At 63.7% G+C, this 24,904-nt stretch carries 22 protein-coding genes and 1 tRNA gene; 12 read left to right on the top strand and 11 right to left on the bottom strand.

The features are described from left to right. Positions 1 to 41: 41 nt before the first annotated feature. Genes yidC through rpmH form a run of 3 tightly spaced genes read right to left on the bottom strand, consistent with a single transcriptional unit; the run spans position 42 to position 2,401 of the window. Positions 42 to 1,838, bottom strand: a complete 1,797-nt coding sequence (gene yidC / locus GR138_RS06105; RefSeq protein ID WP_160857728.1) for a membrane protein insertase YidC — start codon at positions 1,836 to 1,838, stop codon at positions 42 to 44. Continuing rightward, on the bottom strand, positions 1,838 to 2,230 hold the full coding sequence (gene rnpA, locus GR138_RS06100; RefSeq protein WP_160857727.1) for a ribonuclease P protein component: 393 nt from the start codon (positions 2,228 to 2,230) through the stop codon (positions 1,838 to 1,840). Before rnpA ends, yidC begins: the two co-directional genes overlap by 1 nt. Before the next feature lie 33 nt (positions 2,231 to 2,263). Next, a complete protein-coding gene (rpmH, locus tag GR138_RS06095; RefSeq protein ID WP_083242913.1) occupies positions 2,264 to 2,401 on the bottom strand; it encodes a 50S ribosomal protein L34 in 138 nt (45 codons plus the stop codon). Positions 2,402 to 2,824: 423 nt separating this feature from the next. Here rpmH and GR138_RS06090 point away from each other — a divergent pair, with 423 nt between their 5' ends. The 5 genes from GR138_RS06090 (at position 2,825) to GR138_RS06070 (ending at position 8,666) form a co-directional block, all read left to right on the top strand. Continuing rightward, the gene (locus GR138_RS06090; protein ID WP_160857726.1) at positions 2,825 to 4,831 is read left to right on the top strand and encodes a methyl-accepting chemotaxis protein; all 2,007 of its coding nucleotides are present in this window, start codon (positions 2,825 to 2,827) and stop codon (positions 4,829 to 4,831) included. Positions 4,832 to 5,018: 187 nt separating this feature from the next. Next, complete coding sequence (locus tag GR138_RS06085; protein WP_160857725.1) at positions 5,019 to 6,488, top strand: sensor histidine kinase; 1,470 nt, start codon at positions 5,019 to 5,021, stop codon at positions 6,486 to 6,488. A gap of 132 nt (positions 6,489 to 6,620) precedes the next feature. Then, a tRNA-Arg gene (locus GR138_RS06080) sits at positions 6,621 to 6,697 on the top strand. A gap of 86 nt (positions 6,698 to 6,783) precedes the next feature. Continuing rightward, positions 6,784 to 7,266, top strand: a complete 483-nt coding sequence (locus GR138_RS06075) for an SRPBCC family protein (protein WP_160857724.1) — start codon at positions 6,784 to 6,786, stop codon at positions 7,264 to 7,266. 164 nt (positions 7,267 to 7,430) lie between these two features. Further along, a complete protein-coding gene (locus GR138_RS06070) occupies positions 7,431 to 8,666 on the top strand; it encodes an alpha/beta hydrolase (protein ID WP_160857723.1) in 1,236 nt (411 codons plus the stop codon). Between the two features lie 51 nt (positions 8,667 to 8,717). Here GR138_RS06070 and GR138_RS06065 read toward each other — a convergent pair whose 3' ends face one another. Together GR138_RS06065 and spdA are read right to left on the bottom strand one after the other, a co-directional pair. Then, positions 8,718 to 9,353: a DUF1236 domain-containing protein gene (locus GR138_RS06065; protein ID WP_160857722.1), complete on the bottom strand. Its 636-nt coding sequence runs from the start codon at positions 9,351 to 9,353 to the stop codon at positions 8,718 to 8,720. Positions 9,354 to 9,477: 124 nt separating this feature from the next. Beyond that, positions 9,478 to 10,284: a 2', 3'cyclic nucleotide phosphodiesterase SpdA gene (gene spdA / locus GR138_RS06060; protein ID WP_160857721.1), complete on the bottom strand. Its 807-nt coding sequence runs from the start codon at positions 10,282 to 10,284 to the stop codon at positions 9,478 to 9,480. 204 nt (positions 10,285 to 10,488) lie between these two features. Between spdA and GR138_RS06055 the strand changes: the two genes are divergently transcribed. After that, complete coding sequence (locus GR138_RS06055) at positions 10,489 to 11,523, top strand: proline racemase family protein (protein ID WP_160857720.1); 1,035 nt, start codon at positions 10,489 to 10,491, stop codon at positions 11,521 to 11,523. A gap of 54 nt (positions 11,524 to 11,577) precedes the next feature. Here the strand turns inward: GR138_RS06055 and GR138_RS06050 are convergent, their stop codons facing one another. After that, the gene (locus GR138_RS06050) at positions 11,578 to 12,612 is read right to left on the bottom strand and encodes a tetratricopeptide repeat protein (protein ID WP_160857719.1); all 1,035 of its coding nucleotides are present in this window, start codon (positions 12,610 to 12,612) and stop codon (positions 11,578 to 11,580) included. A 186-nt stretch (positions 12,613 to 12,798) separates the two neighbouring features. Here GR138_RS06050 and GR138_RS06045 point away from each other — a divergent pair, with 186 nt between their 5' ends. Beyond that, complete coding sequence (locus GR138_RS06045) at positions 12,799 to 13,437, top strand: FecR family protein (protein WP_160857718.1); 639 nt, start codon at positions 12,799 to 12,801, stop codon at positions 13,435 to 13,437. On the opposite strand, the gene GR138_RS06040 is transcribed toward GR138_RS06045, so the two are convergent. From GR138_RS06040 to GR138_RS06030, 3 genes are all read right to left on the bottom strand, one after another. After that, entirely contained in the window at positions 13,434 to 15,275 is a 1,842-nt protein-coding gene (locus GR138_RS06040) for a CHASE2 domain-containing protein (RefSeq protein ID WP_420853624.1), read from the bottom strand. The genes GR138_RS06045 and GR138_RS06040 overlap by 4 nt on opposite strands. Before the next feature lie 24 nt (positions 15,276 to 15,299). Then, the gene (locus GR138_RS06035) at positions 15,300 to 16,004 is read right to left on the bottom strand and encodes a Crp/Fnr family transcriptional regulator (protein WP_160857716.1); all 705 of its coding nucleotides are present in this window, start codon (positions 16,002 to 16,004) and stop codon (positions 15,300 to 15,302) included. Positions 16,005 to 16,122: 118 nt separating this feature from the next. After that, positions 16,123 to 16,311 (bottom strand): hypothetical protein, encoded by a 189-nt coding sequence (locus GR138_RS06030; protein ID WP_160857715.1) that lies wholly within the window; start codon positions 16,309 to 16,311, stop codon positions 16,123 to 16,125. 197 nt (positions 16,312 to 16,508) lie between these two features. On the opposite strand from GR138_RS06030, the gene GR138_RS06025 reads away from it, so the two are divergent. The 4 genes from GR138_RS06025 (at position 16,509) to GR138_RS06010 (ending at position 19,913) form a co-directional block, all read left to right on the top strand. Beyond that, positions 16,509 to 16,952: a DoxX family protein gene (locus tag GR138_RS06025; protein ID WP_160857714.1), complete on the top strand. Its 444-nt coding sequence runs from the start codon at positions 16,509 to 16,511 to the stop codon at positions 16,950 to 16,952. Positions 16,953 to 17,082: 130 nt separating this feature from the next. Continuing rightward, complete coding sequence (locus tag GR138_RS06020) at positions 17,083 to 17,781, top strand: orotate phosphoribosyltransferase (RefSeq protein WP_160857713.1); 699 nt, start codon at positions 17,083 to 17,085, stop codon at positions 17,779 to 17,781. Between the two features lie 66 nt (positions 17,782 to 17,847). Further along, complete coding sequence (locus GR138_RS06015) at positions 17,848 to 18,777, top strand: carbohydrate kinase family protein (RefSeq protein WP_160857712.1); 930 nt, start codon at positions 17,848 to 17,850, stop codon at positions 18,775 to 18,777. 50 nt (positions 18,778 to 18,827) lie between these two features. Further along, entirely contained in the window at positions 18,828 to 19,913 is a 1,086-nt protein-coding gene (locus tag GR138_RS06010; protein ID WP_160857711.1) for a glycosyltransferase family 4 protein, read from the top strand. A gap of 2 nt (positions 19,914 to 19,915) precedes the next feature. Here the strand turns inward: GR138_RS06010 and pgi are convergent, their stop codons facing one another. Both pgi and GR138_RS06000 read right to left on the bottom strand, forming a co-directional pair. Further along, positions 19,916 to 21,541, bottom strand: a complete 1,626-nt coding sequence (gene pgi, locus GR138_RS06005; RefSeq protein ID WP_160857710.1) for a glucose-6-phosphate isomerase — start codon at positions 21,539 to 21,541, stop codon at positions 19,916 to 19,918. A gap of 116 nt (positions 21,542 to 21,657) precedes the next feature. Further along, a complete protein-coding gene (locus tag GR138_RS06000) occupies positions 21,658 to 23,358 on the bottom strand; it encodes a long-chain-fatty-acid--CoA ligase (RefSeq protein ID WP_160857709.1) in 1,701 nt (566 codons plus the stop codon). 310 nt (positions 23,359 to 23,668) lie between these two features. On the opposite strand from GR138_RS06000, the gene GR138_RS05995 reads away from it, so the two are divergent. After that, on the top strand, positions 23,669 to 24,859 hold the full coding sequence (locus tag GR138_RS05995) for an AI-2E family transporter (RefSeq protein ID WP_160857708.1): 1,191 nt from the start codon (positions 23,669 to 23,671) through the stop codon (positions 24,857 to 24,859). The last annotated feature ends 45 nt before the right edge of the window (positions 24,860 to 24,904 follow it).

Genomic DNA, 24,904 nt, shown 5'->3' with positions numbered 1-24,904 from the left:
GCGCGAAGGCCGGGGTTTCATGTGGTTTGCTGGAAGCGTCGTCAGGATGATCCGGCTTTCTTTCCGAACAATCCCTTGAGATTGTCGAAGAGCTCGATCTTCACGCCCTGGCGCTTCATGATGATCGCCTGCTGGATGATCGACAGCGTGTTGTTCCAGGCCCAGTAGATCACGAGACCGGCCGGGAAGGTCGCCAGCATGAAGGTGAAGATCAGCGGCATCCAGGTGAAGATCATCGCCTGGGTCGGATCCGGCGGTGTCGGGTTCATGCGCATCTGCAGGAACATGGTTATGCCCATGATGATGGGCCAGACGCCGATCATCAGGAAGTGCGGCACGTCATAGGGCAGCAGGCCGAACAGGTTGAACAGCGACGTCGGATCGGGTGCCGAGAGGTCCTGGATCCAGCCGAAGAACGGCGCGTGGCGCATTTCGATCGTGACGTAGATCACCTTGTAGAGTGCGAAGAAGACCGGGATCTGCAGCAGGATCGGCCAGCACCCCGCCAGCGGATTGATCTTCTCTTCCTTGTAGAGCTGCATCATCGCCTGCTGCAGTGCCATGCGGTCGTCGCCGTGTTTGGCCTTCAGCTCCTCCATCTTCGGCTGCATCTTCTTCATGTTCGCCATGGAGGCGTACTGCTTGTTGGCAAGCGGGAAGAACAGGCCCTTGACGACGATCGTGGTGATCAGGATCGCGATGCCGAAATTGCCGAAGTAGCGGAAGAAGAAGTCCATCAGCTGGAACATCGGCTTGGTGAAGAACCAGAACCAGCCCCAGTCGATCATCAGGTCGAACTGCGGGATCGAATAGGCCGTCTCGTACTGGTCGATGATCGGCACTTCCTTGGCGCCGCCGAAGAACAGGTTCTTGACGTCGGCCTTCTGGCCGGGCGCGATGGTAATGTCGTCCTGGCGGTAGTCCGCCTGGTAGCGCGGACGGCCATCCGTGAAGTAGGAGAAGCGCGTCTCGTAGGGCGTCGCCTGCGGCGGCACGAGCGCGGTCGCCCAGTATTTGTCGGTGATGCCGAGCCAGCCGCCGGTCGCCTTGCCGGGCGCGACGGTCGTGTCGTCTTCGGTCGTCGTGTACTTCACCTCATGCAGGCCGAGATCGCCGAGCACGCCGATGAAGCCTTCATGCAGCACGTAGACCGACGGATCCTTCGGCTTGAAGAAACGCGTGGCGCGGCCATAGGGCGAAAGGGCGATCGCCGCGTCCGTGCGGTTCTCGATGCTGTCGGCGACGGTGAACATGTAATGTTCATCGACGGAGATGGTGCGGGTGAAGGTGACGCCTTTGTCATTGGTGAAGGCCAGCTTCACCGGGGTCGTCTGCGTCAGCTTGCCGGTGCCGTCCTGGGTCCAGACCGTCTGCGGGTTCGGCACCTGGCCGGTCGCATCGCTGCCGACATAGCCGATTTCGGCAAAATAGCCGTGTTCGGTCTCGGCCGGGCTGAGCAGCGTGATGATCGGGCTCGTCTTGTCGACGGTCTCGTGGAAGCCCTTGAGCTTCAGGTCGTCGAAGCGAGCGCCCGTCAGGTTGATCGAACCGGAAAGCGAAGGCGTGTCGATTTCGACGCGAGCGGACTTGGCAAGGGCTGCCTCGCGCGTCTCGGTCGTGGTGCCCGTTGCTGCGCCGCCAGGCAGGGTGCCGCTCGTGCCGGTCGCGGTGGTCGTCGTGCCACCGGCCGTCGTCGTTGTCTGCTGCGTCTGGGCCTGCTGCGCCTCGAGCGCGGCGCGGTCCTTCTCCAGCTTGGGGTTCACATAGAGGAACTGCCAGGCAATGAGGATCACGACGGACAGCGCGATCGCCACGAAATAATTGCGGTTGTTTTCCATCACTCTTTCCCGGGAGCAGCAGGGCGCTGCTGCTGCTTCTGTTTGTGCCTTGTCGCGATCCTCTCCTTGAGACCGGCCACAAGGGTTTTGAAGGGCGCGTTCAACACGTCTCTTCTCGCGACAACCACATAGTCGTGTCCGGGCTCCATTGCAAACCCGGCGGATAGCCGCACCGCCTCTTTCAGGCGCCGCCGCATGCGATTGCGTTCCACGGCATTGCCGTGTTTCTTGGTAACGGTGAAGCCGACGCGGGGCTGTTCGTCCGGCGCCTGCCGGTCGCGCACTTCGAGAAGGAACAAGGGTCCCCGGCGTTTCTCGCCCTCGCGCACAAAAAGAAACTGCGGACGGCTTTTCAGCCGTCCGACAGCAGATTGTCTAACAGTCTTCGTCATTGCCCGTCGCCTCTGTTCCGGGCAGGCACGGCCTTAGGCCGAGAGGCTTGCGCGGCCACGTGCACGGCGTGCGGACAGGACCTTGCGGCCGCCCTTGGTAGCCATGCGGGCACGGAAGCCGTGACGACGCTTGCGAACAAGCTTGGAGGGTTGGTAGGTACGCTTCGTCATTTATTTAATACCGCGGTGTGCGGCCCTTCTTGGTTTGCATCTAGCAAGCATTTTTGGAAGCCCGGCACAGCCACTTCCTCGCGGGAAGGCGGCTTTCCAGACGTGCGCGGCTTATAAGGGCAAAACCGGCGGAAAGTCAATTGCGGCTTTATGGCGTGCCGGATTGTCACAATTCTTAACGGATTTGGCAATCAATGGTTGTGAATGACGAGGTGAAAGCAGACTACCCTTACGTCATGCAAGCGGAGGTGTTTGATTTTCTTCAAGAATTTTTTGCGTCGCAATATTAGGGGGCGATCACTTTCAACGGCCTTGCGTAGTTGTATCAAAGTCTAATTAACCTTTAGCGTTTATCGTCCGCATCAAAGGACGAGGCGGCCTGTGCGGTCTTGTCGGTTCTCAAGCATGGCTTTGGAGTTTGACGTGAAGATACGCGGCAGGATTTACCTCATCGTGGGTTTGATGGGGCTCATCTCCGTCCTCATTGGCGGCATCGCCGTCCATGTGGTCTCGGAATACAGCGAGAAGCTCCACCAGTACGAGAATGCCGCCGACCGCGCCTTCCTCGGCGAGCACCTGAACCGCCAGGTCACGGCCGTCGTCATGGAAGCCCGCGGCGTCTACGCGTCCAAGGATACGGATGGCGCGAAGAAGTTCGCCGACGGTATTGTCAAGGAACTCGACGGTATCGACGAAACGCTGAGCAAGTGGCGCCCGAGCGTGCCGGATGCGCAGAAGGCCACCTTTGACGCGGTGGTCGCCCGTGCTGCGGAGTTCCGCACCTTCCGCACGGAAACCGCCCGTCTTGGCACGACCGTCTCGATTGCCGCCGCCAACGAGCAGGGCAACAACGAGCTCAATCGCGCCAACCGCAAGGCCTTCCAGAAGGAAATCGATGCCGTCGTCCAGACGGACAGCGAAAACCTGACGGCAATCAAGGCCGAGATCTCCGCCTTCGAAACGCTCATGCTGACGCTTGTGCTCGGCACGGTCGGTGTTGGCCTGGTGCTCGGCGGCGGTGTTGCCTTCTATATCGCGACCAACCAGCTCAGCCGCCCGATCCAGGATGTCACCGAAACGATGAAGCGTCTCGCTGGCGGCGACCTCGACACAGAGGTGCCCTATGCCGGCCGCAAGGACGAGATCGGCGACATGGCTGCCGCCGTGGCGATCTTCCGCCAGAACGCCATCACCGTGCGCGACCTCAATGCCCAGGAGCAGATCCTGCGCGAGAAGAGCGCCGATCTGCAGTCCTCGATCGCGACCGTCGTGCATGCCGCCGCCGCCGGCGATTTCAGCTCGCGCATCAGCAAGGACTACCAGAACGAGGATCTCAACCGCTTTGCCCGCAGCGTCAACGAGCTCGTCGCCGGCGTCGAAGAGGGTATTGCCGAAACCCGCCGCGTCATCGGCTCGCTGGCAGACGGCGACCTGACGCAGACCATGGACGGCGCGTTCCGCGGCGCCTTCGCGGAATTGCAGCAGAACGTCAACACGACGCTCGCCACGCTCCAGCGCACCATGCGCGAAGTGCGCGGTTCGACCGATGCGATCAACGCCAATTCCGGCGAGCTGCGCACGGCCTCCGACGATCTCTCCAAGCGCACGGAGCAACAGGCCGCAGCGCTTGAGGAAACCTCCGCCGCACTTGAGGAAATCACCGCCGCCGTCAAGAATTCGACGGAGCGGGCCAACGAGGCGAGCATGATGGTCGGCGAGGCGACACAGAGCGCCAAGCAGTCCGGCGCCATCGTGCGCAACGCCATCGATGCCATGGGCCGCATCGAACAGGCTTCCAGCGAGATCAGCCAGATCATCTCGGTGATCGACGAGATCGCCTTCCAGACCAACCTGCTGGCGCTGAACGCTGGCGTCGAGGCCGCGCGTGCCGGGGAGGCCGGCAAGGGCTTTGCCGTCGTCGCCCAGGAAGTGCGCGAACTCGCACAGCGTGCCGCCAGTGCTGCCAAGGACATCAAGGGTCTCATCACCAAGTCGGGCAGCGAAGTGTCGGTCGGCGTGAAATATGTGCAGGAGACCGGCTCGGCCCTCTCCGACATCGAAACCCGCGTCGTCACCATCAACGAGCGCATCCACGCGATCGCCACCGCCGCGCGCGAGCAGGCGACGGGTCTCCAGGAAATCAGCACCGCCATCAACCAGATGGACCAGGTCACCCAGCACAATGCCGCCATGGTCGAGGAGACCTCGGCTGCGACGCACAAGCTGAAAGGCGAGGCGGACAGCCTGGCCGACCTCGTCGCGCGCTTCCGCACCGGAGATGTCGTCCAGCGGGTGGCCGCCGTGCGGGCTGAAACCCGCCCGGTTGAATCGCCGGCGCGCCGCATGATGGGCAATGTCGCCCGGGCCTTCGGCGGCAACCGTGCGACCGCGACGGCGGCCGTTGCCCAGGAGAGCTGGGAAGAGTTCTGATCGATAGCCGGATTCCCGCAAAACCGGCGCGGCGGTCACAAGATCGCCGCGCTTTTGCGTTTGCGGCGACCGCGTTGGAAAAATTGCCGTAATCTCCTATAATTGGCTGTCGGACGTGAACCGAAGGTGCGTCGATCCTTCGTCACGATCTGTGTGCCGCGCCGCGACCTGTCCGGGAGTTTTGCAGATGGTGGACAGAGACGGGACACCGTCCTTGACCGAGAAGCCGGTACCGGCGGTCAGTTTCCTGTCCGGCCTGTCGGGCAGGCTTCTCCTGTTGACCGCCGTGTTCGTGCTGATCGCCGAAGTGCTGATCTTCGTGCCCTCGGTTGCCAACATGCGCCTGCAATGGCTGCGTGACAGGCTGAACACGGCCGCCGCCGCCAGCGTCGTCATCGAGGGCCTGCCGGATCAGGAGTTGCCGCGCGCCGTGCAGGCAGAGACCCTGATGGCGACCGGCGCCAAGGCCATCGTGCTAAAGAAGCAGGATGCCTCGCGCATCGTCGCCGCCGCCGATATGCCGCCGAGCGTCGATGCGCAATACGACCTCTCCGACGTCTCGACGCTCACCTCCATCTACGACGCCTTCGATACGCTGGTCTTCGGCGGTGACCGCATCATCCGCGTCTTTGGGCCGGTCGGCGAATCGAGCACACGCATCGAATTGCTGCTCGATGAATACAAGCTTCGCCGCGCCATGCTCGGCTATGCGCGCAACGTCTTCATCCTGTCGATGATCATCTCGCTGGTTACGGCGAGCCCGATTTTCTTCGCGCTCAATCGCCTGCTGATCCGCCCGATCCGCCGCATGACGGCGAACATCCAGGAATTCACCGCCGACCCGTCCAATCCGAGCCGCGTGCTGGAGCCATCCGGTGGGCGCGACGAGATTGCCGTCGCCGGCGTCCACCTCGCCGCCATGCAGCAGACGCTGCAACGCACGCTGAAGGAACAGAAGAACCTCGCCGATCTCGGCCTCGCCGTGTCGAAGATCAACCACGACATGCGCAACATCCTGTCCTCCGCCCAGCTCATGTCCGACCGCCTGTCGGATGTCGATGACCCGGTGGTCAAACGTGTCGCACCGAAGCTTTTGCGCAGCATCGACCGGGCCGTGGGCTACACCAACGAGGTGCTCTCCTACGGCCGCATGCGCGAGCCGGAGCCGCGCCGCCGCTTCGTGGCGCTGCGCCCGCTGGTGCAGGAGGTCTCGGAGGTGTTGGCCCTCGATTCGCGCGGCGATATCGAGTTTACGCTTCAGGTCGAGCCAGGCCTTCAGGTCGATGCCGATAGCGAGCAGCTCTTTCGCGTCATCCACAATCTCTGCCGCAACGCTGTGGAAGCACTTTCGCAGGGCAATGGCGTCGAGCGGCGCACCGTCCTGGTCACCGGTCTGCGCACCGGCAGCGTCGTCTCCATCGCCATCGACGACAACGGCCCCGGCATGCCGGCCAAGGCCCGCGAAAACCTTTTTGCCGCCTTCCGCGGTTCCGCGCGCTCTGGCGGCACTGGGCTTGGCCTGGCCATCGCGCGTGAACTCGTGCTTGCCCATGGCGGCACGATCGCGCTGGTCGAGAAGGTGACGCCGGGAACGCTCTTCCGCATCGAACTCCCGGACCGCCCCGTCCCCCTCGACGCCTTCCGCCACCGCGCCTAACCCCGGCATTCCGGGCGGGATGTGACGGCACGATGAAAAAAGTACATTTTTTCTCAGAAAGACGCTTGCAATAAACCGGCGCACCCTTTAGGAACCGCCTCGCAGCCGGGCAGTAAACACCCCGTTGCCAGCGCACCCGTAGCTCAGCTGGATAGAGCACCAGACTACGAATCTGGGGGTCAGGAGTTCGAATCTCTTCGGGTGCGCCATTTCTTTCCCAATCCCATTCTCGACCTGTTAGTGTGCCGCGACAGCGTGCCTGGTGGTTGGCGTCGCTGCCCGGGTGGAGAGCGACTTGTCTTCGACTGCGCAAACACGGGTTGATCGTGCCTCGCGGGTTATTGCGGCGCCGGCGCTTGCGCTCTATCGAGCCCTTGTCGATTCGGTCGCCCTTGCCGTCTGGCTGCCGCCGGAGGGCATGACGGCGCGGGTCGAGGTGTTTGATGCGCGCGAAGGCGGGCGCTTTCGTCTGGTGCTCGTCTATTCCGAGCCGGGCGCGGGCAAAAGCGCGGCCGACAGCGATATTGTCGAAGGTCGGTTTGTCGTGCTGGTGCCAGGTGCGCGTGTCGTTCAGGATATCGACTTCGTTTCTGACGATCCGGCTTTTGCCGGGACCATGCGAATGACCTGGTCTTTCACGCCCCATCCCGGCGGTACGCTAGTCGCGATTGCCTGCGAACATGTGCCGACAGGCATTCGGCCGGAGGATCATGACGTCGGTCTGCATTCCAGCCTCGATAATCTCGCGGCCTATATGCGCGGGCGAGCAGGGACCTGAGCAGGGTGAACGTGGCGGATATGACACGCGCTGTCGCCTCTGATCCTTGCCCCGACGTTCCTGCCGCCTCGCGTCCCTTCAAAACCATCCGCCACTCGGCTAAGCAAGCAGGAACGGTGTCTCCATAGCGCCGGCGAAACAGGAAGAGCGGAAGGAAGCGGGACATGATGAACCGCGCATTGCGTCGCGTGGTGCTCGCCGGATTGCTGGTGCTGGCGAGCTGTGCCGGACGGCCGGAAGGCGTGCTGGTGCCGAGCGGCGAGACACCGGCAGGGGTCTCGACCGTCGATCTTTTGGTCGCCACCACGCGCGCGCGGTCCAGCGAGCCGGGCGTGCTGTTTTCCGGTGAGCGCGGCTCCGATCTCCTGATGAACGACATCGTCGTCTCCATCCCGCCGGAAGACAAGCGCGAGGTCGGACAGGTGCAGTGGCCGGAGAAGCTACCCGCCGACCCGATGAAGAACTTCTCGACCGTCAGCGTGACGCCGGTCGAGGGTGCCAAGGCCGGCGGTGCCTGGCTTGACCAGAACCTGCCGAAAAGCCGGCGCGTACTCGTCTTCGTGCACGGCTTCAACAACCGGTATGAGGATGCGGTCTACCGTTTCGCGCAGATCGTGCACGATTCCAAGACGGACGCCGCACCGGTGATCTTCACCTGGCCGTCGCGCGCCAGCATCTTTGACTATTCCTACGACAAGGAAAGCACGAACTACTCGCGCGATGCGCTCGAGGAGTTGCTGCGGGCGGCGGTCAATTCGCCGAAGGTCGGTGAGATCACCATCATGGCCCATTCCATGGGGACGTGGCTCGCCGTCGAAACGCTGCGCCAGATGGCGATCCGCGACGGGCATGTGCCGAAGAAGATCCAGCAGATCATCCTGGCCTCGCCCGACCTCGACGTGGACGTCTTCGGCCAGCAGTTTCGTGCCCTTGGCAAGGACAAGCCGAAATTTACCCTGTTCGTTTCGCGCGATGACCGGGCGCTGACACTCTCGCGCCGCATCTCCGGCAATGTCGACCGGCTCGGCCAGATCAATCCGGCGGAGGAACCCTACCGCTCGATGCTGGAAAAGCAGGGCATCACCGTGCTCGACCTGACAGCGCTGAAATCCGGCGACCGCCTCAACCATGGCAAATTTGCCGAGAGCCCCGAGGTCGTGCGCCTCATCGGCAATCGCCTGATCGATGGGCAGGCGGTCACGGATTCGCAGGTCGGTTTCGGTGAGCGGCTCGGCGCCGTCGCACTCGGCACGGCGCAAACGGTGGGCAGTGCCGCGAGCATCGTGGTGTCCACGCCGATCGCCGTCTTCGATCCGGTGACGCGCAAGAACTACGACGATCAATGGCGGCGCTTCGGCAACGCCGTCGAAGATACGACGACGACCGCCGTCGGGCAATAAATAAAAAGACGGCCCGTGCGGGCCGCCTTGCCGTTTGGTCGTGCCGGGTGATTAGCGGACCCAGATCACTTCACGGGTGCCGCGGTCCACGAGAACCGGACGGTCCTGGACATAGATGTAGCCGTAGTTCGGGTTCTCCGGAACTTCGACGATCTGCACGGTGTCCGGGATCACGACCCCGGCCTCGACCGGGCCTTCCAGCATCACCGGCTCAAGCCGGTTGCGTTCGACATAGGTGATGGTCGTTTCCGGGATGTCGGAAGAAATGCTTGCCGTCGTCTCGACCTCCGGCGCGTAGATCACCTGGCGGCTGTCGGTCCGCACGATCACCGGGCGGTTGTCGATATAGACATAGGCGAGATCAGGGTGATCGGGGATCGGTGTCAGCGTGACGGTGTCGTCGAAGCGCGTATCGGCGGTCACCTGACCGTTCAGGACGACCGGCGGTGTCGGGTTTTCCATCACATAGGTGCGGGCGTCATTCGGAACAGCGGCCTCGGCGCCGATGGCGAAACCGGCCACACCGCCGATAATGGCACCGGCCGGGCCGCCGACGACGGCACCTACGGTTGCACCGGCAGCGCCGCCGGCGGCACCGCCGAGAACCTCCTTGTCACCATCGTCCGCCTGGGCAACGGTGGCGCCGATGAGTGCGAGGGCCGCACCAGCCATGAGAATCTTGCGCATGTCTTTCTCCTTCGAAAGTTGGGTTTCCCACCCCTTCGGCGGAGACAACGTGACATGGCTGGCTCTGTTCCGCCCCACCAGCGGCGCGGCATGTCACGTTGTGTAACGCGCGTTAACCTGTTTCTCAGGCGATTTCCGATTCGCGTTTTGCGATTTCGTAGTCCTCGTGGTGCACCTGCAGGCCGTCTTCCGTGACGACGACGATGCCATAGGCGGCCGGTTCATCGACCGCGAGCGAGGCGTTCGGCGCATCGAAAGGCATCGGCTGCTGGTGCACAGGGCTCTTGAAGATCGAGAAGGGAATGCCGCGATGCGAGCCGCCGATCGTGCGGTGCACATGGCCGGCGAAGATGTGGCGGACATTGCCGTGTTTCAGCACGAGATCGTAGAAGGCGTCCTCATTGCCGAGCCGGATCGCATCCATGCCGCTAAAACCCGTCTTGTGCGGCGGGTGGTGCATGAAGAGGAGGACCGGCAGGCCATTCGCGCTCGCAAGCGTGCGGTCGAGCCAGGCGAGGCGCTTTTCGCAGAGATAGCCGGCATGGCTCATTGGATAGTCGTAGGGTGGCGCAAACAGCGTGTCGAGCAGCACGACGCGGCAATCGTCAAAGTCGATTGCCTGCTGGACGAAGCCGTCCTCGTCCGGCGTCACCTGGGTAAAGGTTTCGAGGAAACGGTCGCGATAGTCGTGGTTGCCGATGGTGATCGCCGCCGGTGGCGTGAGCAGAGAGAGCAGGTCGCGCAGGCGTTCATAGGACTGGGTGTCGGCGCGGTGCGTCAGGTCGCCGGTAAAAATCACCCGGTCGGCATCCGCATGGTAGCGGTTGACGTGCTCAATGCCGGCACGCAGCCGGTGATAGGGATCGAGGCCGATGATCGTCGAGCCCTCGGGCACCATGTGCAGATCGGTAAAGACAATGAGTTTGGTCATGGAAAGGTCTCTTGGCGGGGTGATGTTTCGCGCCCCAGGAACGTTTGGGCCGAAAGCCAGTCGTAGCGCGCAATCCTGTCGCATGAAAAGCAGTTGGAACGCATGACAATCTGATATATCAGAAAGACGAAGCCAATCGATCCCCGGCACGGGCCGCGCGGGACAGAAAGAGCCGGCAAACCGGCGCAGACGGAGCACGACGACATGAGATGGAAGCGCACGATCCAGCTGCTGGACGTTCATTGCGAGGGCGAGATCGGCAAGGTGGCGATCGGCGGCGTGCCGAAGATCCCCGGCAACACGATCGCCGAGCAGCTCAACCACATCAACACGGTCGATGACAGCCTGCGCCGCTTCCTGTGCCTGGAACCGCGCGCGGCGGCGACCGGCTCGGTCAACCTCCTGGTGCCGGCCAAGCGCCCGGAAGCCGATGCCGGCTTCATCATCCTCCAGGCCGACCAGGCGCACGCCTCCTCCGGCTCCAACTCGATCTGCGTCACCACGGCGCTGCTGGAATCCGGCATCGTCGAAATGAAGGAGCCGGAAACCATCGTCGTGCTCGACACGGCCGCCGGCCTCGTCAAGGCGACTGCGACCTGCCGCGACGGGCGTTGCGAGAAGGTCAAGCTCACCATGGTCCCGTCCTTTGTCGAGGCGCTGGATGTGGAGATCGACACGCCGCATTGGGGCCGCGTGCGCTTCGACATCTCCTATGGCGGCATCTTCTATGCGCTCGTCGATGTCGACCAGATCGGCACGAAGATCGAGAAGGCCAATGCGCGCGCTTTGGTCGACGCCGGCATGGCGCTGAAGGACCTAATCAACAAGTCGATGAAGGTCGTGCACCCGGAAATCCCGGAAATCAGCGGCATCGCCTATGTCATGTTCCGCGATCGCGATCCGGATGGCCTCGTGCGCACCGCCACGACCATGTGGCCCGGCCGCGTCGACCGTTCGCCCTGCGGCACAGGAAATTCCGCCAATCTGGCGACGCTGCACGCCCGCGGCCTGGCCAAGGTGGGGGATACGTTCCGCTCGCGCTCGATTATCGGCTCGGAATTCGAGGTGGGGCTGGACGCGGAAACCGTGGTTGCGGGCCGCAAGGCCATCATCCCCACCATCACCGGTCGCGGCTGGACCTTTGGCCTGCACCAGATCGCGCTCGACCCGACGGATCCGCTGGCCAACGGTTTTGCCATGACCGACACCTGGGGTCCGCAGGCCGGCGAGATCAGCTGAAGCAGGAAAAAAGCTCCAAAGCGGCAACACGCCGCTTTGGAACCGCGTCAGGGCTTATTTCGCCGCGTAATGCTTTTCGATGGCGCCCAGCGTGATCGGATCGATCTCCGCATTGCCGGCCGCGTCGATCAGGTCGCGCTCGACCAGAACCCGCTTGATGGCGAGGCGGGCATCGGCGCTCAGCTGTTCCGGCTGGTCGCGCAGGATGACTTCGAGATCGACGTCGCGCATCTCGAAGGCGGCAACGAGACTGTTGACCGCCTGCTCGATGTTCTTGACGATGCCGGTGCCGCTTTGCTGCATGAGGCCGAATTTTAGCTTGCCATAGCTGTCACCCTGATCGGCGGCCTGCTTGAAGTAGCCGGCTGCGGCCGTGAGATCCTGCTCGACGCCCTCACCGGATTCCAGCATGAGGCCAAGATTGATCATCGCATCGATGCTGCCGCCTTTCGCCGCAAGTCCATAGAAGGCTGCGGCCCGCGCGTTGTCCTCATCGACCAAGCTGCCGTCGTCGAGCAGTACGCCGAGATTGAAGGCCGCGGTCTCGTCGCCGGCCGCAGCCGCCTTGTCGAACCAGCGTGCCGCTTCCGCGCCGTTGATCTCCGTGCCGATGCCGTCGCGATAGGCGACGCCGAGATTGTAGGCGCCCAGCGTGTCGCCCATTTCCGCAGCCTTCTTGTAGTGGCTGAATTCGGCGGCGGGGTCGCCGCGCTTGCCGAGCATCGCACCGTAATTGACCATGGCCACGGTATGGCCAAGGGCTGCGGCCTCTGCATAGAGCTTCATGGCATCGAGGTCCTGGCCGGCGCGCTCCAGCGCACGGGCCAGCTGGAACGCCATGCGTGCGCCGCCGCCGGCATTGTAGGCCTCGCGGCAGGCGGAAAGGGCGGCACCGATCTTGATATCCGCCAGCGCGACCGGCGCGAAAGCCTTGTTGCGCGTGCTGTCGTACTGGCTGCCGGCATTCCGGTCGCACTGGGCCTCGATGGAAAGCGTGTTCGCCTGGGCGCCGCTTGCGGCACCAATAAGAAGGACCGCGAAGAAAAGGGCGCGGCCAGCCGTCTTTATACCTGTGGATCGTGTGATCATGATCCGTCTCCCTTCGTTGAATGACCGCACCTTAGACGACTGGCGCAGACAGGCTGTTTCCACGGGAACAGAGGGAAGGGCGGGAGCGGCGCATAACAGATGCAGCACAGGCGGCTTGTGCGATTGACGAGCCGACCCTATCAGTTCAAATCCATCCGACGGGTCATCCCGTGCGAAAGGTGTGTCATGCGAACGCTCAACTCTCTCCGTCCGGTCACTCTCAGCCGCAGGCTGTTCATAGCGGGCAGTGCACTGGCGCTGACGGGCATCGGCATCCGCGCGACGCAGGCCAATGCGATCATCGGCAAGGCGGTGGAAATCACCGGTGAGGTTACCCGCAAGCAGGAGGATCATCTGGAAGGCCTGAAGGCCGGCGCCAGCCTGATGGACCACGATTTCGTCAAGACCGGTGCCAAGAGCTTTGCCTCATTGGAACTCGGCGATGACACCAGCCTGTTGCTCGGCAGCGACACGGAGCTGCTGATCGACACCTTCATCGCCGGGCAGGGCGGCACGATCGAACTTGGCACCGGGCAGATGGTCTTCGACCGGCCGGAGGGTCTTGCCAAGATCGACCTCACCATGCGCACCGCCTTCGGCATGATCGGCGTGCGCGGCACGAAATTTTTCGCCGGTCCCAGCCGCGGCGTCTTCGGCGTCTTCGTCGAACACGGCCTTGTCGAAGTCACCGGTGGTGGCGTGACGCGCCAGGTCGGCCGCGGCCAGGGCGTCGATATCGCCACGCCGGGTGCGGCGCCGAGCGAGGTCGCGCAATGGGGTGGCGCCCGCATCCGCGAGGCCTATGCGAGCGTCGGTGTCCGCTAGTCGAAGGTAAACAGCTCGACCTGGCCGAAGCCGCGGATTTCGTGGCTGCCGATGGCGCGCAGCGGTCGTGTCGTCTCGCGCGCCGCCTGTGGGCCGACGCAGATATGCGTCCCTAGAAACTTGTTGGCATCCTGAAGACGCGCGGCGAGGTTCATCGAATCGCCATGCGCCGTGTAGTCGAGCTTGCCGCCGACGCCCACTTCTCCCAGCACCACCATGCCTGTCTCGATACCGATGCGCGTGCGGCCGAATTCCTGTTCGACGAAGGTCGGGCGGCGGCGCATCTCTTCCGTCAGCGTGCGGATCTCGTCCGCGCAGGCGAGCGCCTTGTCCACATGGTGGTCGAGATCATCCGGCGCGTTGAAGAGCGCGTGCACGGCGTCGCCCACCACCTTGTCCACCATGCCGCCATGGCGAGCGACGAGCGCGTTCACCTCGGTGTAGTAGACGTCCAGCAGCTTGACGAGGTCATGCGGGCCGAGCCTTTTTGACAGCGTGGAAAAACCCTCGATGTCGGTAAACACCGCCGTCACCTGGCGCTCCTCGCCGGCCACGCGCCCAAGGTCCGGGTTGTCGATATAGCGCGAGACGACGGATTGCGGCAGATACTGCGCGAAACGCTGGCGGGCGGTGGCTTCGGCGCGGCGCACATGGGCGAATTGCAGGAGACCGGTAACGAGCGCCGCCGTCGCGACGATCAGCGACACGCCGACCGCATCGGAGAGCAGCGCCGTCTGCATATAGAGCAGGGCCGACGCGCCGAACACGAGGCCGACCAGCCCGAGACCGGCCATTGCACCCCAGAGCGGACGAAGCCGTGCCGCCGCGAGCGCCGCCGCCGCCCCTGCCGCAAAGGCCAGGCCCGCTTCGATCGGGATGAGGCCGGTATCGCGCATCGGGATGTGGTCGGTCAGGATGGAGTTTGCCACGTCCGCATGGATCTGCACGGAGGGTTCGAGTGTCATGGAGGCGCTGGTCCTCAGCCCCCCGAGATTGGGCAGGCTGCTGCCGATCAGCACGACCTTGCCGGCGATCCTGTCCGCGGGAACCCGGCCCCCCACGACATCCGCGGCGGAAAAGGTGCGCGCGCCAACCGTGTCGGCGCTGCTCGCCACGAAGCGCAGGCTACCGTCGTCGTCGAGCCGCAGGATACGGGAATCGTGCCGCACCCAGGCGGGATTGCCGCCGAGAACCGGTGCGCGTGCGCCGGCCGCCAGTCGCGCCGCCTCGACGCCGAGCGATGGATAGGCCGCATTGCCGAGGATCGCATAGGCCTGCACGCGCCGCACGACGGCATCCTCGTCGCCGACCAGGAAGGCTGCCGCGGCCGCCGTCGCCTTGTCCTGCAGGAAGGCGCAGGAGCTTTCCGTGCCATCGATGAACCAGAGGTCCGGGATGCTGACCGGCCGTTGCAGGGCGAGCGCGGGAACCGGATGCGGCGCCCCGTCCGTCGCTTCTCCGATGAGGAAGCCGAGAATGGTCGGCGTCTTGCCGATGGCGCTGGCCAGGGCGGCATTGGCGGGCTCATCCGCTGCGCAATCGGTGGAGAAGATGAAGTCGAAGGCGATCGCCGTCGGTTTGGCAGCGGCAAGCTGCTCGATCAGCGCCGCCGTCTGCGCGCGCGTCCAGTCCTTGTCCGGCACGCTCTGGAAGGCCTTGCGGTCGATATCGACCACGACGATGCGGTCGCTCTGGAGGGCGGGCACTGTTTGCGTCAGCGCATCGAAATAGTATTCACGCTGCTGCTCCAGCGCCGTCTCGCCGAGAGAAAACAGCGCCAGCGCGCCGGCCAGGCTGGCCACGAGGCCGGCGATGAGTGGTCTGTATTTCTTGGCGATCATGGGGCCGCTCCCGATGGCGGCCTAGTCGTCATCCGGCTCGGCGATGCCGTAGAGCCGGCCGATATGGCAGTGGATGATGCCGTCATTGCGCCGGATCGCGCCGGCCTCCTCCAGCGCCAGGATCGAGCGGTTGATCTTCGGCCGGCTGGCGCCGACGATGCTGGCGATTTCCGTCTGGCTGAGCGAGAGCTGGAGGTTCGCGCTGTCGGGCAGTTCCTCGCCGTGGATGTTGCGCAGTGTCGCGAGGAAGAAGCGGGCGACGCGGGCATCGAGATCGTAGAGCGCGATGGTCTCGAGCTGCTCCGTCGTTTCGCGTAGCTTGGTGCAGAGATAGTGGATGATCGCCTGGGCGGCCGTCGGATTGCGGGTCAGGATGTCGAGAAAATCGCGCTTGGAAATGACATAACCTTCCGTCGCCACGACGGCGGTCGCATCCGCCGAGCGGGGCTGGCCGTCGAGCAGCGCCATTTCACCCAGGATCGAACCGGCTTCGAGCTGGCGCAGCGACAGTTCCTTGCCCTGCGGCGTGATGAGCGACAGCTTGATGCGGCCGGAGACGAGCACGATGAGATAGGTGCCCTCGTCGCCGCGCTGGAAGATCACCGTGCCGGGCGACCATTTGCGCCAGGTCGCAATGCCGGCGATCTCGCCCAGCGTTTCCTTGTTGAATCCCTCGAAAATCGGGAAAGAACGCCAGAACGCGGCACTCTTGTTGATCTCGTTCATATCCGGTTCCCCCGACCGCCGCAGACGAAACAAACACGCGCCGCTCGGCCGAAATCTTCGCCCACCCGCCGTGCGCTTGCAACAGAAAAGAACGGAGAGCTTTGGGCCGGTCTTGCCGTTACTGGCAGATCCGCACGCGCTTGCTGATCGCCTTGCCATGCTGGTCCGTCGTCTGGACGCGCTTGGTGATGCAGGTCTGCGGATCACGGCCATCGGTGCCGTGCGTCACGGATAAGCCGGCATGACCGGTCGCGGTGAAGGCGAGGGAGGCGGCGGCAAGCGCGAGGGCGAGGAGATAATGGCGCATGAGGGATCCGGGGAGGAGGAGGGGCGGGCTGCGGTGATCCTCTTGTGGCACGGTCCGGATCGCCCCTCTGTTCCGCCGGGAACAGGAGTGTCGTTCACAAAAAGCGAACGATCTGTATCCCGATCGCCCGTCTAGTTTGACGACGGAAAACTGATATCTCTCTGCCAACGCAAACAGCCAAGCCTCAGGAGCTTATCATGCAACAGAACGCCGTCGTCCTTGTCGGACGCATCCTTCTCGCCCTCATGTTCATCACGTCCGGTTATCCGAAGCTCATCGATCCGTCGGGCACTGCCGGCATGATCGCCGGTGCCGGCCTCCCGGCCGCAACCGCCCTTGCGTACCTCGCCGGTCTCTTCGAGCTCGTCGCCGGCCTCTTCATCCTCGTCGGCTTCCAGACGAAGATCGCCGCCTACCTTCTCGCTGCCTTCAGCGTCTTCACCGCGCTCGTCTTCCATAGTGGCGCGATCAACGTTCCGGACTTCCCGGAAGGCGCAAACGGCCTGCTCACCCTCTTCAACGGCCTGATGATGTGGAAGAACATCACGATCGCCGGCGGCTTCCTCGTGCTCGCCGCCTTCGGCCCGGGCGCCTTCTCGATCGATGCCCGCTCCGCTGCCGGCAAGACCGTTGCCGCCTAAGCGCGCAAAACTCTGATCCTCCAGAAACCCTTCCCGGCCTCCGGGGAGGGTTTTTCGTTTCCGGCCTGCTGGAAAGCCGTCCCTCTTGCTGCTATGCGCTCGGATAAGACAGCCACGTGGAGAGACGCCGATGTTTTCCAATTCCTTTCCGGACAAAGATGTGATGGCGGAGCTGATGGCCCGCATGCTTTGGGAGATCAAGGCGGTGCATTTCCGCCCGGAAGAGCCCTACAAGCTCGCCTCCGGCATGGCCTCCCCGGTCTATATGGATTGCCGCAAGCTGCTCTCCTACCCGCGCATCCGCTCGGCGATCATGGATTTCGCCGCCGCGACCCTCACCCGCGAGGCCGGCTTCGAGCGCTTCGACGTGATCGCCGGCGGCGAGACGGCCGGCATTCCTTTCGCCGCCCTCCTGGCCGACCGTCTCGGCCTACCGATGATCTACGTGCGCAAGAAGCCGAAGGGCCATGGCCGCAATTCCCAGATCGAAGGCGTGATGCAGGAAGGCGCGCGCGTGCTCGTCATCGAGGACCTCGTGACGGTCGGCGGCTCGATGTTCACCTTCATCGATGCGATCCGCGCGGCGGGCGGTGTGGTCGATCATGGCATGTCGCTGTTCTACTACGGCATCTTCAAGGAAGCCGAGGCCCGCTATGCGAATGGCGGGGTAAAGCTGCACCACGTCGCCAACTGGCGGAACGTGCTGGCGGTTGCGAAGGCGGAAAAACTCTTCGATGATGCGACGCTCGCCTCGGTCGAATCCTTCTTCGATGCGCCGCTCACCTGGTCGGCGGCTCATGGCGGCGTCGCGGAACTGCCGACGTCGTAAAAGGCTCTGGCGCTTTCCGGCGCGATCGTTTAAATCGATTGAAAGTCCGCTTGGGAGGAAATGCTGATGATCCTGTGTTGTGGTGAAGCCCTGATCGACATGCTGCCGCGCACATCGACGCTCGGGGAGGATGCCTACGCCCCCTATGCCGGCGGGGCGATCTTCAACACGGCGATCGCGCTTGGCCGCCTCGGCGTGCCGACCGGCTTCTTCACCGGCCTTTCCGACGATATGATGGGCGACATCCTGCGCAAGACGCTGGGGGAAAGCGGCGTCGACTACAGCTACTGCGCGACCCTCTCGCGCCCGACCACCGTCGCCTTCGTCAAGCTCGTGCACGGCCATGCCACCTACGCCTTCTACGACGAGGGCACCGCCGGCCGCATGATCACCGAAGCCGAGCTTCCGGCTCTGGGCGATGCGTGCGAGGCGCTGCATTTCGGTGCGATCAGCCTGATCCCGGAACCCTGCGGCTCCACCTATGAGGCGCTTTTGAAGCGCGAGCACGACAAGCGCGTGATCTCGCTCGACCCGAACATCCGTCCCGGCTTCATCAAGGACAAGGACGCCCATATGGGCCGCATTCGCCGCATGGCGGCGATGGCGGATATCGTAAAATTCTCCGACGAGGACCTCGCCTGGTTCGGCCTCGAGGGCGACGAGGACGCGCTTGCCCGCCACTGGCTGCACCATGGTGCGAAACTCGTCGTCGTGACGCGTGGCGCGGAGGGTGCAGTCGGCTATAGCGCCAACCACAAGGTCGTGGTGCCGAGCGAACGCGTGAGCGTGGTCGACACGGTCGGTGCCGGCGATACGTTCGATGCCGGCGTGCTCGCCTCGCTGAAGATGCAGAACCTGCTCACCAAGGCGCAGGTGGCCAAGCTGAATGAAGAGCAGATCGCCAAGGTGCTGGCGCTCGGCGCCAAGGCCGCCGCCGTCACCGTCTCGCGCGCCGGCGCAAACCCGCCCTGGGCGAAGGAAATCGGGCTGGCGTAAGCTCCTGGAGGCCTTCATTCGCCTGTCATCGCTGCATGGTCAAAGGGGCCATGCTCGATCACACCACCCCAGATTCGCTCGCCGCCGCCCGTTCCGATGGACGGGCTCCCACCATTCTTGTCGTGACGGATGCCTGGCGCCCGCAGTTGAACGGCGTCGTGCATACGCTCGAGGAACTCGCCCGCTCCATGGCGGAGGAGGGCATCGACGTCGTCTTTCTGACGCCGCAGGAGTTCACGACGGTGCCGCTGCCGTCCTATCCGGAAATCCGGCTCGCCATCACCTCGAAGCGCCGGGTGCTGGCCGAAATGGAGAGGATCGCGCCGGACTATATCCACATCGCTACCGAAGGCCCGCTCGGCATGGCGGCGCGTAGCGCCTGCCTCGAGCGCCGGCTGCCCTTCACCACGGCCTATCACACACGGTTTCCCGAATTCATCAGCGCCCGCCTGCCCATTCCCGAAAGCGTCAGCTACTGGTGGCTGCGCCGTTTCCACAATTCCGGCAACGGCATGATGGTGGCAACCAAGTCGCTGGGGGCCGAAATGGCGGCGCGGGGCTTCGTGCGCATCAAGCGCTGGTCGCGTGGAGTCGATACCAAGCTGTTCGATCCGGCCAAGCGCCGCGATCTCGGCCTGCCGCGCCCGATCTTCCTGAATGTCGGCCGCGTTGCGGTGGAGAAGAACCTGCCCGCCTTTCTCGGCCTCGATCTGCCGGGCAGCAAGGTCGTCGTCGGCGACGGGCCGGACCTGGCGATGCTTCGCCAGCGTTATCCCGACGTGCACTTCCTCGGCCGCAAACTCGGCGAGGATCTGGCCTCCGTCTATGCTTCAGCCGACGTCTTCGTCTTCCCGAGCCGCACGGATACGTTCGGCAATGTCATGCTGGAGGCGCTGGCCAGCGGTGTTCCGGTTGCCGCCTTCCCGGTCACTGCGCCGCGAGACGTGCTCGGCGAGGCCGGGGCGTTATCGGAAAACCTGCGGGAGGCAGCATTTGCCGCGCTCGGCATCCCGAAGGACATCGCACGCGACCGCGCCATGACCTATAGCTGGCGCGCCTGTGCGCGCGAATTCCTCGGCAACCTCACCCGCGTGCCGCGCGGTGCTTTCGCGGCACGCCATCTCAGCCTGCGCTGAGCTTACTTCGCAGCCTTCAGCAGCGCGGCAACCAGGCCGGCCGTCGATGAATCGTGGCCATCGGCACTTTCCTTGCCTTCGACGACCGGCAGCAAGCCCGTCGCCAGTTCCTTGCCGAGCTCCACGCCCCACTGGTCGAACGAATTGATGTTGAAGAGCACGCCTTCGACGAAGACGCGATGCTCGTAGAGCGCAACCAGCCGGCCGAACGAAAACGGCGTCAGGCTGTCATAGACCATGGTGATCGACGGGCGGTTGCCGGAAAACACGCGATGCGGCGCGATCTTGTCGGCCTTTGCCTCGTCCATGCCCTTGGCGGTCAACTGCGCCCTGGCTTCCGCCAGCGTGCGGCCCTTCATCAGGGCTTCTGACTGCGCCAGGCAGTTGGCGATCAAAAGCTGATGCTGGTGGCGCAATTCCTTCTCGTGGCCGTTCGCCGCGATCATGAATTCGGCCGGGATGATCGTCGTACCCTGGTGGATGAGCTGGTAGAAGGCGTGCTGGCCGTTCGTGCCGGGCTCGCCCCAGACGACGGGGCCGGTCTGGCCCTCGACCGGCGTCGAATCCATGGTCACGGACTTGCCGTTCGATTCCATGTCGAGCTGCTGGAGATAGGCGGGAAAACGCGACAGGCGCTGGTCATAGGGCAGGATGGCGCGCGACGGATAACCGAGCACGTTGCGGTGATAATAGCCGATGAGCCCGAGCAGCATCGGGATGTTCTCGCGGACCGGCGCCGCGCGGAAATGATTGTCGACGGCGTGGCCGCCGGCCAGGAACTCGGCAAAATTTTCCTTGCCGATGGCGATCATCAGCGGCAGGCCGATCGCCGACCAGATCGAATAACGCCCGCCGACCCAGTCCCAGAAACCGAAGACACGCTCGGCGCCGATGCCGAAGGCCGAAACCTTGTCGAGCGCCGTGGAGACCGCGCAGAAATGGCTGCCGACCGCCGCATCGCCCAGTGCATCGGCGATGAATTTGCGCGCGGTCGCGGCATTCGTCATCGTTTCGATGGTCGTGAAGGTCTTGGACGCGACGATGAACAGCGTGGTTTCGGCGTCGAGCAATTTCAGCGTATCGGCAATGTGCGCGCCGTCGATATTCGAAACGAAGTGAAGGTGCGGGCCATCGTGGAAAGGGGCCAGCGCCAGCGTTGCCATGACCGGGCCGAGATCCGAGCCGCCGATGCCGATATTGACAACGTCGGTGATCGCCTTGCCGGTGGCGCCCTTCAGCGAACCCGAGCGGATGCCGTCGGCAAAGGCGCCCATGGCGTCGAGCACACCGTTGACGTCGGGCATGACGTTCTTGCCGTCGACCAGCACGGGCGTGTTGGCGCGGTTGCGCAACGCCGTGTGCAGCACGGCACGCTCTTCGGTGATGTTAATGATCGCGCCGGCGAACATCGCGTCGCGCTTTTTCTCGACGCCGGCATCCTTGGCCAGCGCTTCCAGCCCGTCGAGCACGGCATCGTTGACCGCGCATTTCGAATAATCGAACAGGAAATCGTCGAGTTTGGCACTGTAGCGGGAGAACCGCTCGGGGTCGGCCGCAAAGGCGGCTCTGATGTCTGTGGCGTTGGTATCGCGGGCGATGGATTTCAGCTTTTCGACAAGCGCGTTCATCGGCGTCTTCCTTGGCTTTGGACGATGCCGGCTAGCTAGTCGCTTTGGCATGTGCAAATCAAGACCGCAAACGCGACTCGCCCGAAAAAATTAAATCGGTTTAACCGGGGCTGGCATCAGCCCCGGAGATCCTTGCGCAGAATCTTGCCGACGTTCGATTTCGGCAGCTCGGTGCGGAACTCGATGAATTTCGGCCGCTTGTAATTGGTCAGGTTTGCCGCGCAATGCGCCTTCACGTCCGCTTCGGTAAGCGCCGGATCCTTCTTCACGACGAACAGTTTTACCGCCTCGCCGGAATGTTCGTCCGGCACGCCGATCGCCGCGCATTCGAGAATGCCGGGATGCGACATCGCCACTTCCTCGATCTCGTTGGGGAAGACGTTGAAGCCGGAAACGAGGATCATGTCCTTCTTGCGGTCGACGATCTTGGTAAAACCTTCCGCCGACATGAAGCCGATATCGCCGGAGCGGAAGAAGCCGTCCGGGGTGATCGCCTTGGCCGTCTCGTCCGGCCGCTGCCAGTAGCCGGCCATGACCTGCGGACCGCGGATGCAGATCTCGCCCACTTCGCCAAGCCCCAGCGTCCTGCCGTCGTCGTCGCGGATTTCGATATCCGTCGAGGGCAGCGGCAAGCCGATCGTGCCGGTGAATTCCGCGCGGTCGAAACGGTTGGCGGTCGCCACCGGCGAGGTCTCCGACAGGCCATAGCCCTCGATGACGGCGCAGCCGGTCATCTTCTGCCAGCGTTCGGCGACGGGTCGCTGCACCGCCATGCCACCGCCGAGCGTCAACAGCAGGTCGGACAGGTCGAGCTTGGCGAAGTCCGGGTTGTTCATCAGCGCATTGAACAGCGTGTTGAGGCCTGGGAAGATGTGGACGCGGTATTTCCCGAGCTCCTTGACGAAGGCGGGAATGTCGCGCGGATTGGCGATCAGCACATTGTGGCCGCCGAGCGCGATGCCCATCAACCCGTTCACCGTCAAGGCGAAGATGTGGTAGAGCGGCAGCGCGCAGATGAAGACGAGCTGGTCCGGCCGTTTCTTCAAATGGAAGATCGGCTCGATCCACAATTTGATCTGCTCCATGTTGGAAAGCAGGTTGGCGTGGGTGAGCGTCGCACCCTTCGACACGCCCGTCGTGCCGCCGGTATATTGCAGGAAGGCGGTATCGCCCGGCGCAACGCTGACGGGCTTGATGGTGTCGCGCGCGCCTTCCGCCATCGCCTGCTTGAAGGGGATATGGCCCGGCAGCGACCAGGCGGGCACCAGCTTCTTCACCTTGCGCACGACGAGATTGACGATCAGGCCCTTGAGGCCGAGCATGTCGCCCATCGTGGTGACCACGACGTGCTTGACCGCGGTGCGCGCAACGACCTGCGCGACGGTGTTGGCAAAGTTTTCCAGAACGAACAGCGCCTTGGCGCCGGCATCCTTCAACTGATGCTCGAGTTCGCGCGGCGTATAGAGCGGGTTGACGTTCACCACGACGAGGCCTGCACGCAGGATACCGAAGATGATCACCGGGTTCTGCAGGATGTTCGGCATCATCACCGCGACGCGGTCGCCCTTTTCAAGGCCACGTGCCTGGAGCCAGGCAGCGATGCTGCGGGTTGCGGCCTCGAATTCGCGGAATGTCAGCGTCTTGCCCATGCTGGTGAAGGCGGGGCGGTCGGCAAATTGGGCGCAGCAGCTTTCCACCATCGCACCGATGGACGGATAGCCGAGCGGCGCGATATCGCCGGCCATGCCCTCGGGATACGAGGCAAGCCAGAAGCGGCCGGACGGCTGCGTGGAAGGGTCCTGAACTGTGACCGACATGCGTGCTCCTCCTCATTGGGCGCGGGCATCATCCGTCCCGCCGGCACCGAAGGTTCCTCCAACCGTTCGATGCGGACAAGATATGCTTTTAGCATGCGCCATCAAGACACATGGCTATATTACATTGACGTAAACGTCAACAATCTGCCGTCCGCCTCGCTATAGCTTTTGCGTAAGCCGCGGCAATCGCTGGCCCTGCGGCGTCTCATCGCGCTTTGGTCTAAAATATCACGTATATGTTTAACAATCTTGGAGTACAGCTTATCTAGGCAGTCTCGGCTGGACGACGGCCGCATTGGAGTGAACGCGCTTGCTGCATTCGGAACACCGCAGAAATGAGCCCCGGTTTCTCGGCGCTGCCCGCCCGAGCAGCGTCGCGCTCATATCGCCGATCTCGGCCGCGCGCTGGCTCCTCGTCCTCGTCGTCTTCGCCGGCATCTACTTCTTCCATGGCTTCGTCGTGCCGGTGCTGGCGGCCCTCGTCATCGCCTTTGCCAGCTGGCCGCTCTATTCGCGCCTGCTGGCGCAGGTAAACGGCAACCGCACACTCGCGGCCTCCATCGCCATTCTTCTCATTCTTGCGTTCATCATCGGGCCGATCATGATCGCCTCGACCTATGCCTTCCACGAAATCCGCGACTGGATCGGCTGGGCCGTGGAGACAAACCGCACCGGGGCGGTAACGCCGGACTGGATCCGCGCGCTGCCGGTCGTCGGCGGCTGGCTCGACATGCAGTGGACGCGCTTCATCGATCATCCGGGCGCCATTGGTGAGCTGACCCAGATCGTCAGCGGCGCCAATATCGGCAATATCTATCGCGTCGCGCTCGCCGCCGGCGGCAAGGCCTTCGGCCTTTTGCTCGCCATGCTCTTCATGCTGATCGCGCTGTTCTTCATCTACCGCGACGGCCAGTCCTTCGCCGGCCAGGTCGATCGCCTCGGCGAGCGCATCCTGCCGATGCGCTGGGAGCGCATTTCCCGCATCGTGCCGGCGACAATCAGTTCCACCGTCACCGGCATGACGCTGATCGCCATCGGCGAAGGCATCGTTCTCGGCGTCGCCTACTGGATTGCCGGTGTGCCATCTGCAGTCACGCTTGGCGTGCTGACCGGCATCATGGCGCTCTTTCCCGGCGGCGCGCCGCTCTCCTTCACGCTCGTCTCGGTCTATCTCGTCTCTAGCGGCTCGCCTGTAGCCGGCCTCGCGCTCTTCATCTGGGGGTCGGTCGAACTCTTCATCGTCGACAAGACGTTGCGGCCCCGCCTCGTCGGCGGCCCGATCAAGCTGCCCTTCCTGCCCACCTTCTTCGGCCTTATCGGCGGCGTGAAGACCATGGGCTTCCTCGGCCTCTTCATCGGCCCGGTGCTGATGGCGCTGCTCGTCGCAATCTGGCGGGAATGGATCCGCGAAGTCGACACGACGGAATCGCCGTCGCCGATCATTCTCGATCCCCATGCGGCACCGCAGGGCCAGGCCGATCAGGAGCGCAATGTCGGCTGAGCCGACGCCTCTCGACTCACGGCTGTGGATGAGCGATTGTCTCAG

The organism is Shinella kummerowiae (assembly GCF_009827055.1).
In the GTDB taxonomy this organism is placed as follows: Bacteria; Pseudomonadota; Alphaproteobacteria; order Rhizobiales; family Rhizobiaceae; genus Shinella; species Shinella kummerowiae.
The sequence above is the reverse complement of the archived record's forward strand: the minus strand, read 5'-3'. Positions and strand labels throughout refer to the sequence as shown.

What these genes read in the sequence shown, in the direction of transcription:
- yidC (WP_160857728.1), bottom strand. Translation starts at nt 1,838, where the DNA reads ATGGAAAACAACCGCAATTATTTCGTGGCGATCGCGCTGTCCGTCGTG.
- rnpA (WP_160857727.1), bottom strand. Translation starts at nt 2,230, where the DNA reads ATGACGAAGACTGTTAGACAATCTGCTGTCGGACGGCTGAAAAGCCGT.
- rpmH (WP_083242913.1), bottom strand. Translation starts at nt 2,401, where the DNA reads ATGACGAAGCGTACCTACCAACCCTCCAAGCTTGTTCGCAAGCGTCGT.
- GR138_RS06085 (WP_160857725.1), top strand. Translation starts at nt 5,019, where the DNA reads ATGGTGGACAGAGACGGGACACCGTCCTTGACCGAGAAGCCGGTACCG.
- GR138_RS06070 (WP_160857723.1), top strand. Translation starts at nt 7,431, where the DNA reads ATGATGAACCGCGCATTGCGTCGCGTGGTGCTCGCCGGATTGCTGGTG.
- GR138_RS06065 (WP_160857722.1), bottom strand. Translation starts at nt 9,353, where the DNA reads ATGCGCAAGATTCTCATGGCTGGTGCGGCCCTCGCACTCATCGGCGCC.
- spdA (WP_160857721.1), bottom strand. Translation starts at nt 10,284, where the DNA reads ATGACCAAACTCATTGTCTTTACCGATCTGCACATGGTGCCCGAGGGC.
- GR138_RS06055 (WP_160857720.1), top strand. Translation starts at nt 10,489, where the DNA reads ATGAGATGGAAGCGCACGATCCAGCTGCTGGACGTTCATTGCGAGGGC.
- GR138_RS06050 (WP_160857719.1), bottom strand. Translation starts at nt 12,612, where the DNA reads ATGATCACACGATCCACAGGTATAAAGACGGCTGGCCGCGCCCTTTTC.
- GR138_RS06045 (WP_160857718.1), top strand. Translation starts at nt 12,799, where the DNA reads ATGCGAACGCTCAACTCTCTCCGTCCGGTCACTCTCAGCCGCAGGCTG.
- GR138_RS06035 (WP_160857716.1), bottom strand. Translation starts at nt 16,004, where the DNA reads ATGAACGAGATCAACAAGAGTGCCGCGTTCTGGCGTTCTTTCCCGATT.
- GR138_RS06030 (WP_160857715.1), bottom strand. Translation starts at nt 16,311, where the DNA reads ATGCGCCATTATCTCCTCGCCCTCGCGCTTGCCGCCGCCTCCCTCGCC.
- GR138_RS06025 (WP_160857714.1), top strand. Translation starts at nt 16,509, where the DNA reads ATGCAACAGAACGCCGTCGTCCTTGTCGGACGCATCCTTCTCGCCCTC.
- GR138_RS06020 (WP_160857713.1), top strand. Translation starts at nt 17,083, where the DNA reads ATGTTTTCCAATTCCTTTCCGGACAAAGATGTGATGGCGGAGCTGATG.
- GR138_RS06015 (WP_160857712.1), top strand. Translation starts at nt 17,848, where the DNA reads ATGATCCTGTGTTGTGGTGAAGCCCTGATCGACATGCTGCCGCGCACA.
- GR138_RS06010 (WP_160857711.1), top strand. Translation starts at nt 18,828, where the DNA reads ATGCTCGATCACACCACCCCAGATTCGCTCGCCGCCGCCCGTTCCGAT.
- pgi (WP_160857710.1), bottom strand. Translation starts at nt 21,541, where the DNA reads ATGAACGCGCTTGTCGAAAAGCTGAAATCCATCGCCCGCGATACCAAC.
- GR138_RS06000 (WP_160857709.1), bottom strand. Translation starts at nt 23,358, where the DNA reads ATGTCGGTCACAGTTCAGGACCCTTCCACGCAGCCGTCCGGCCGCTTC.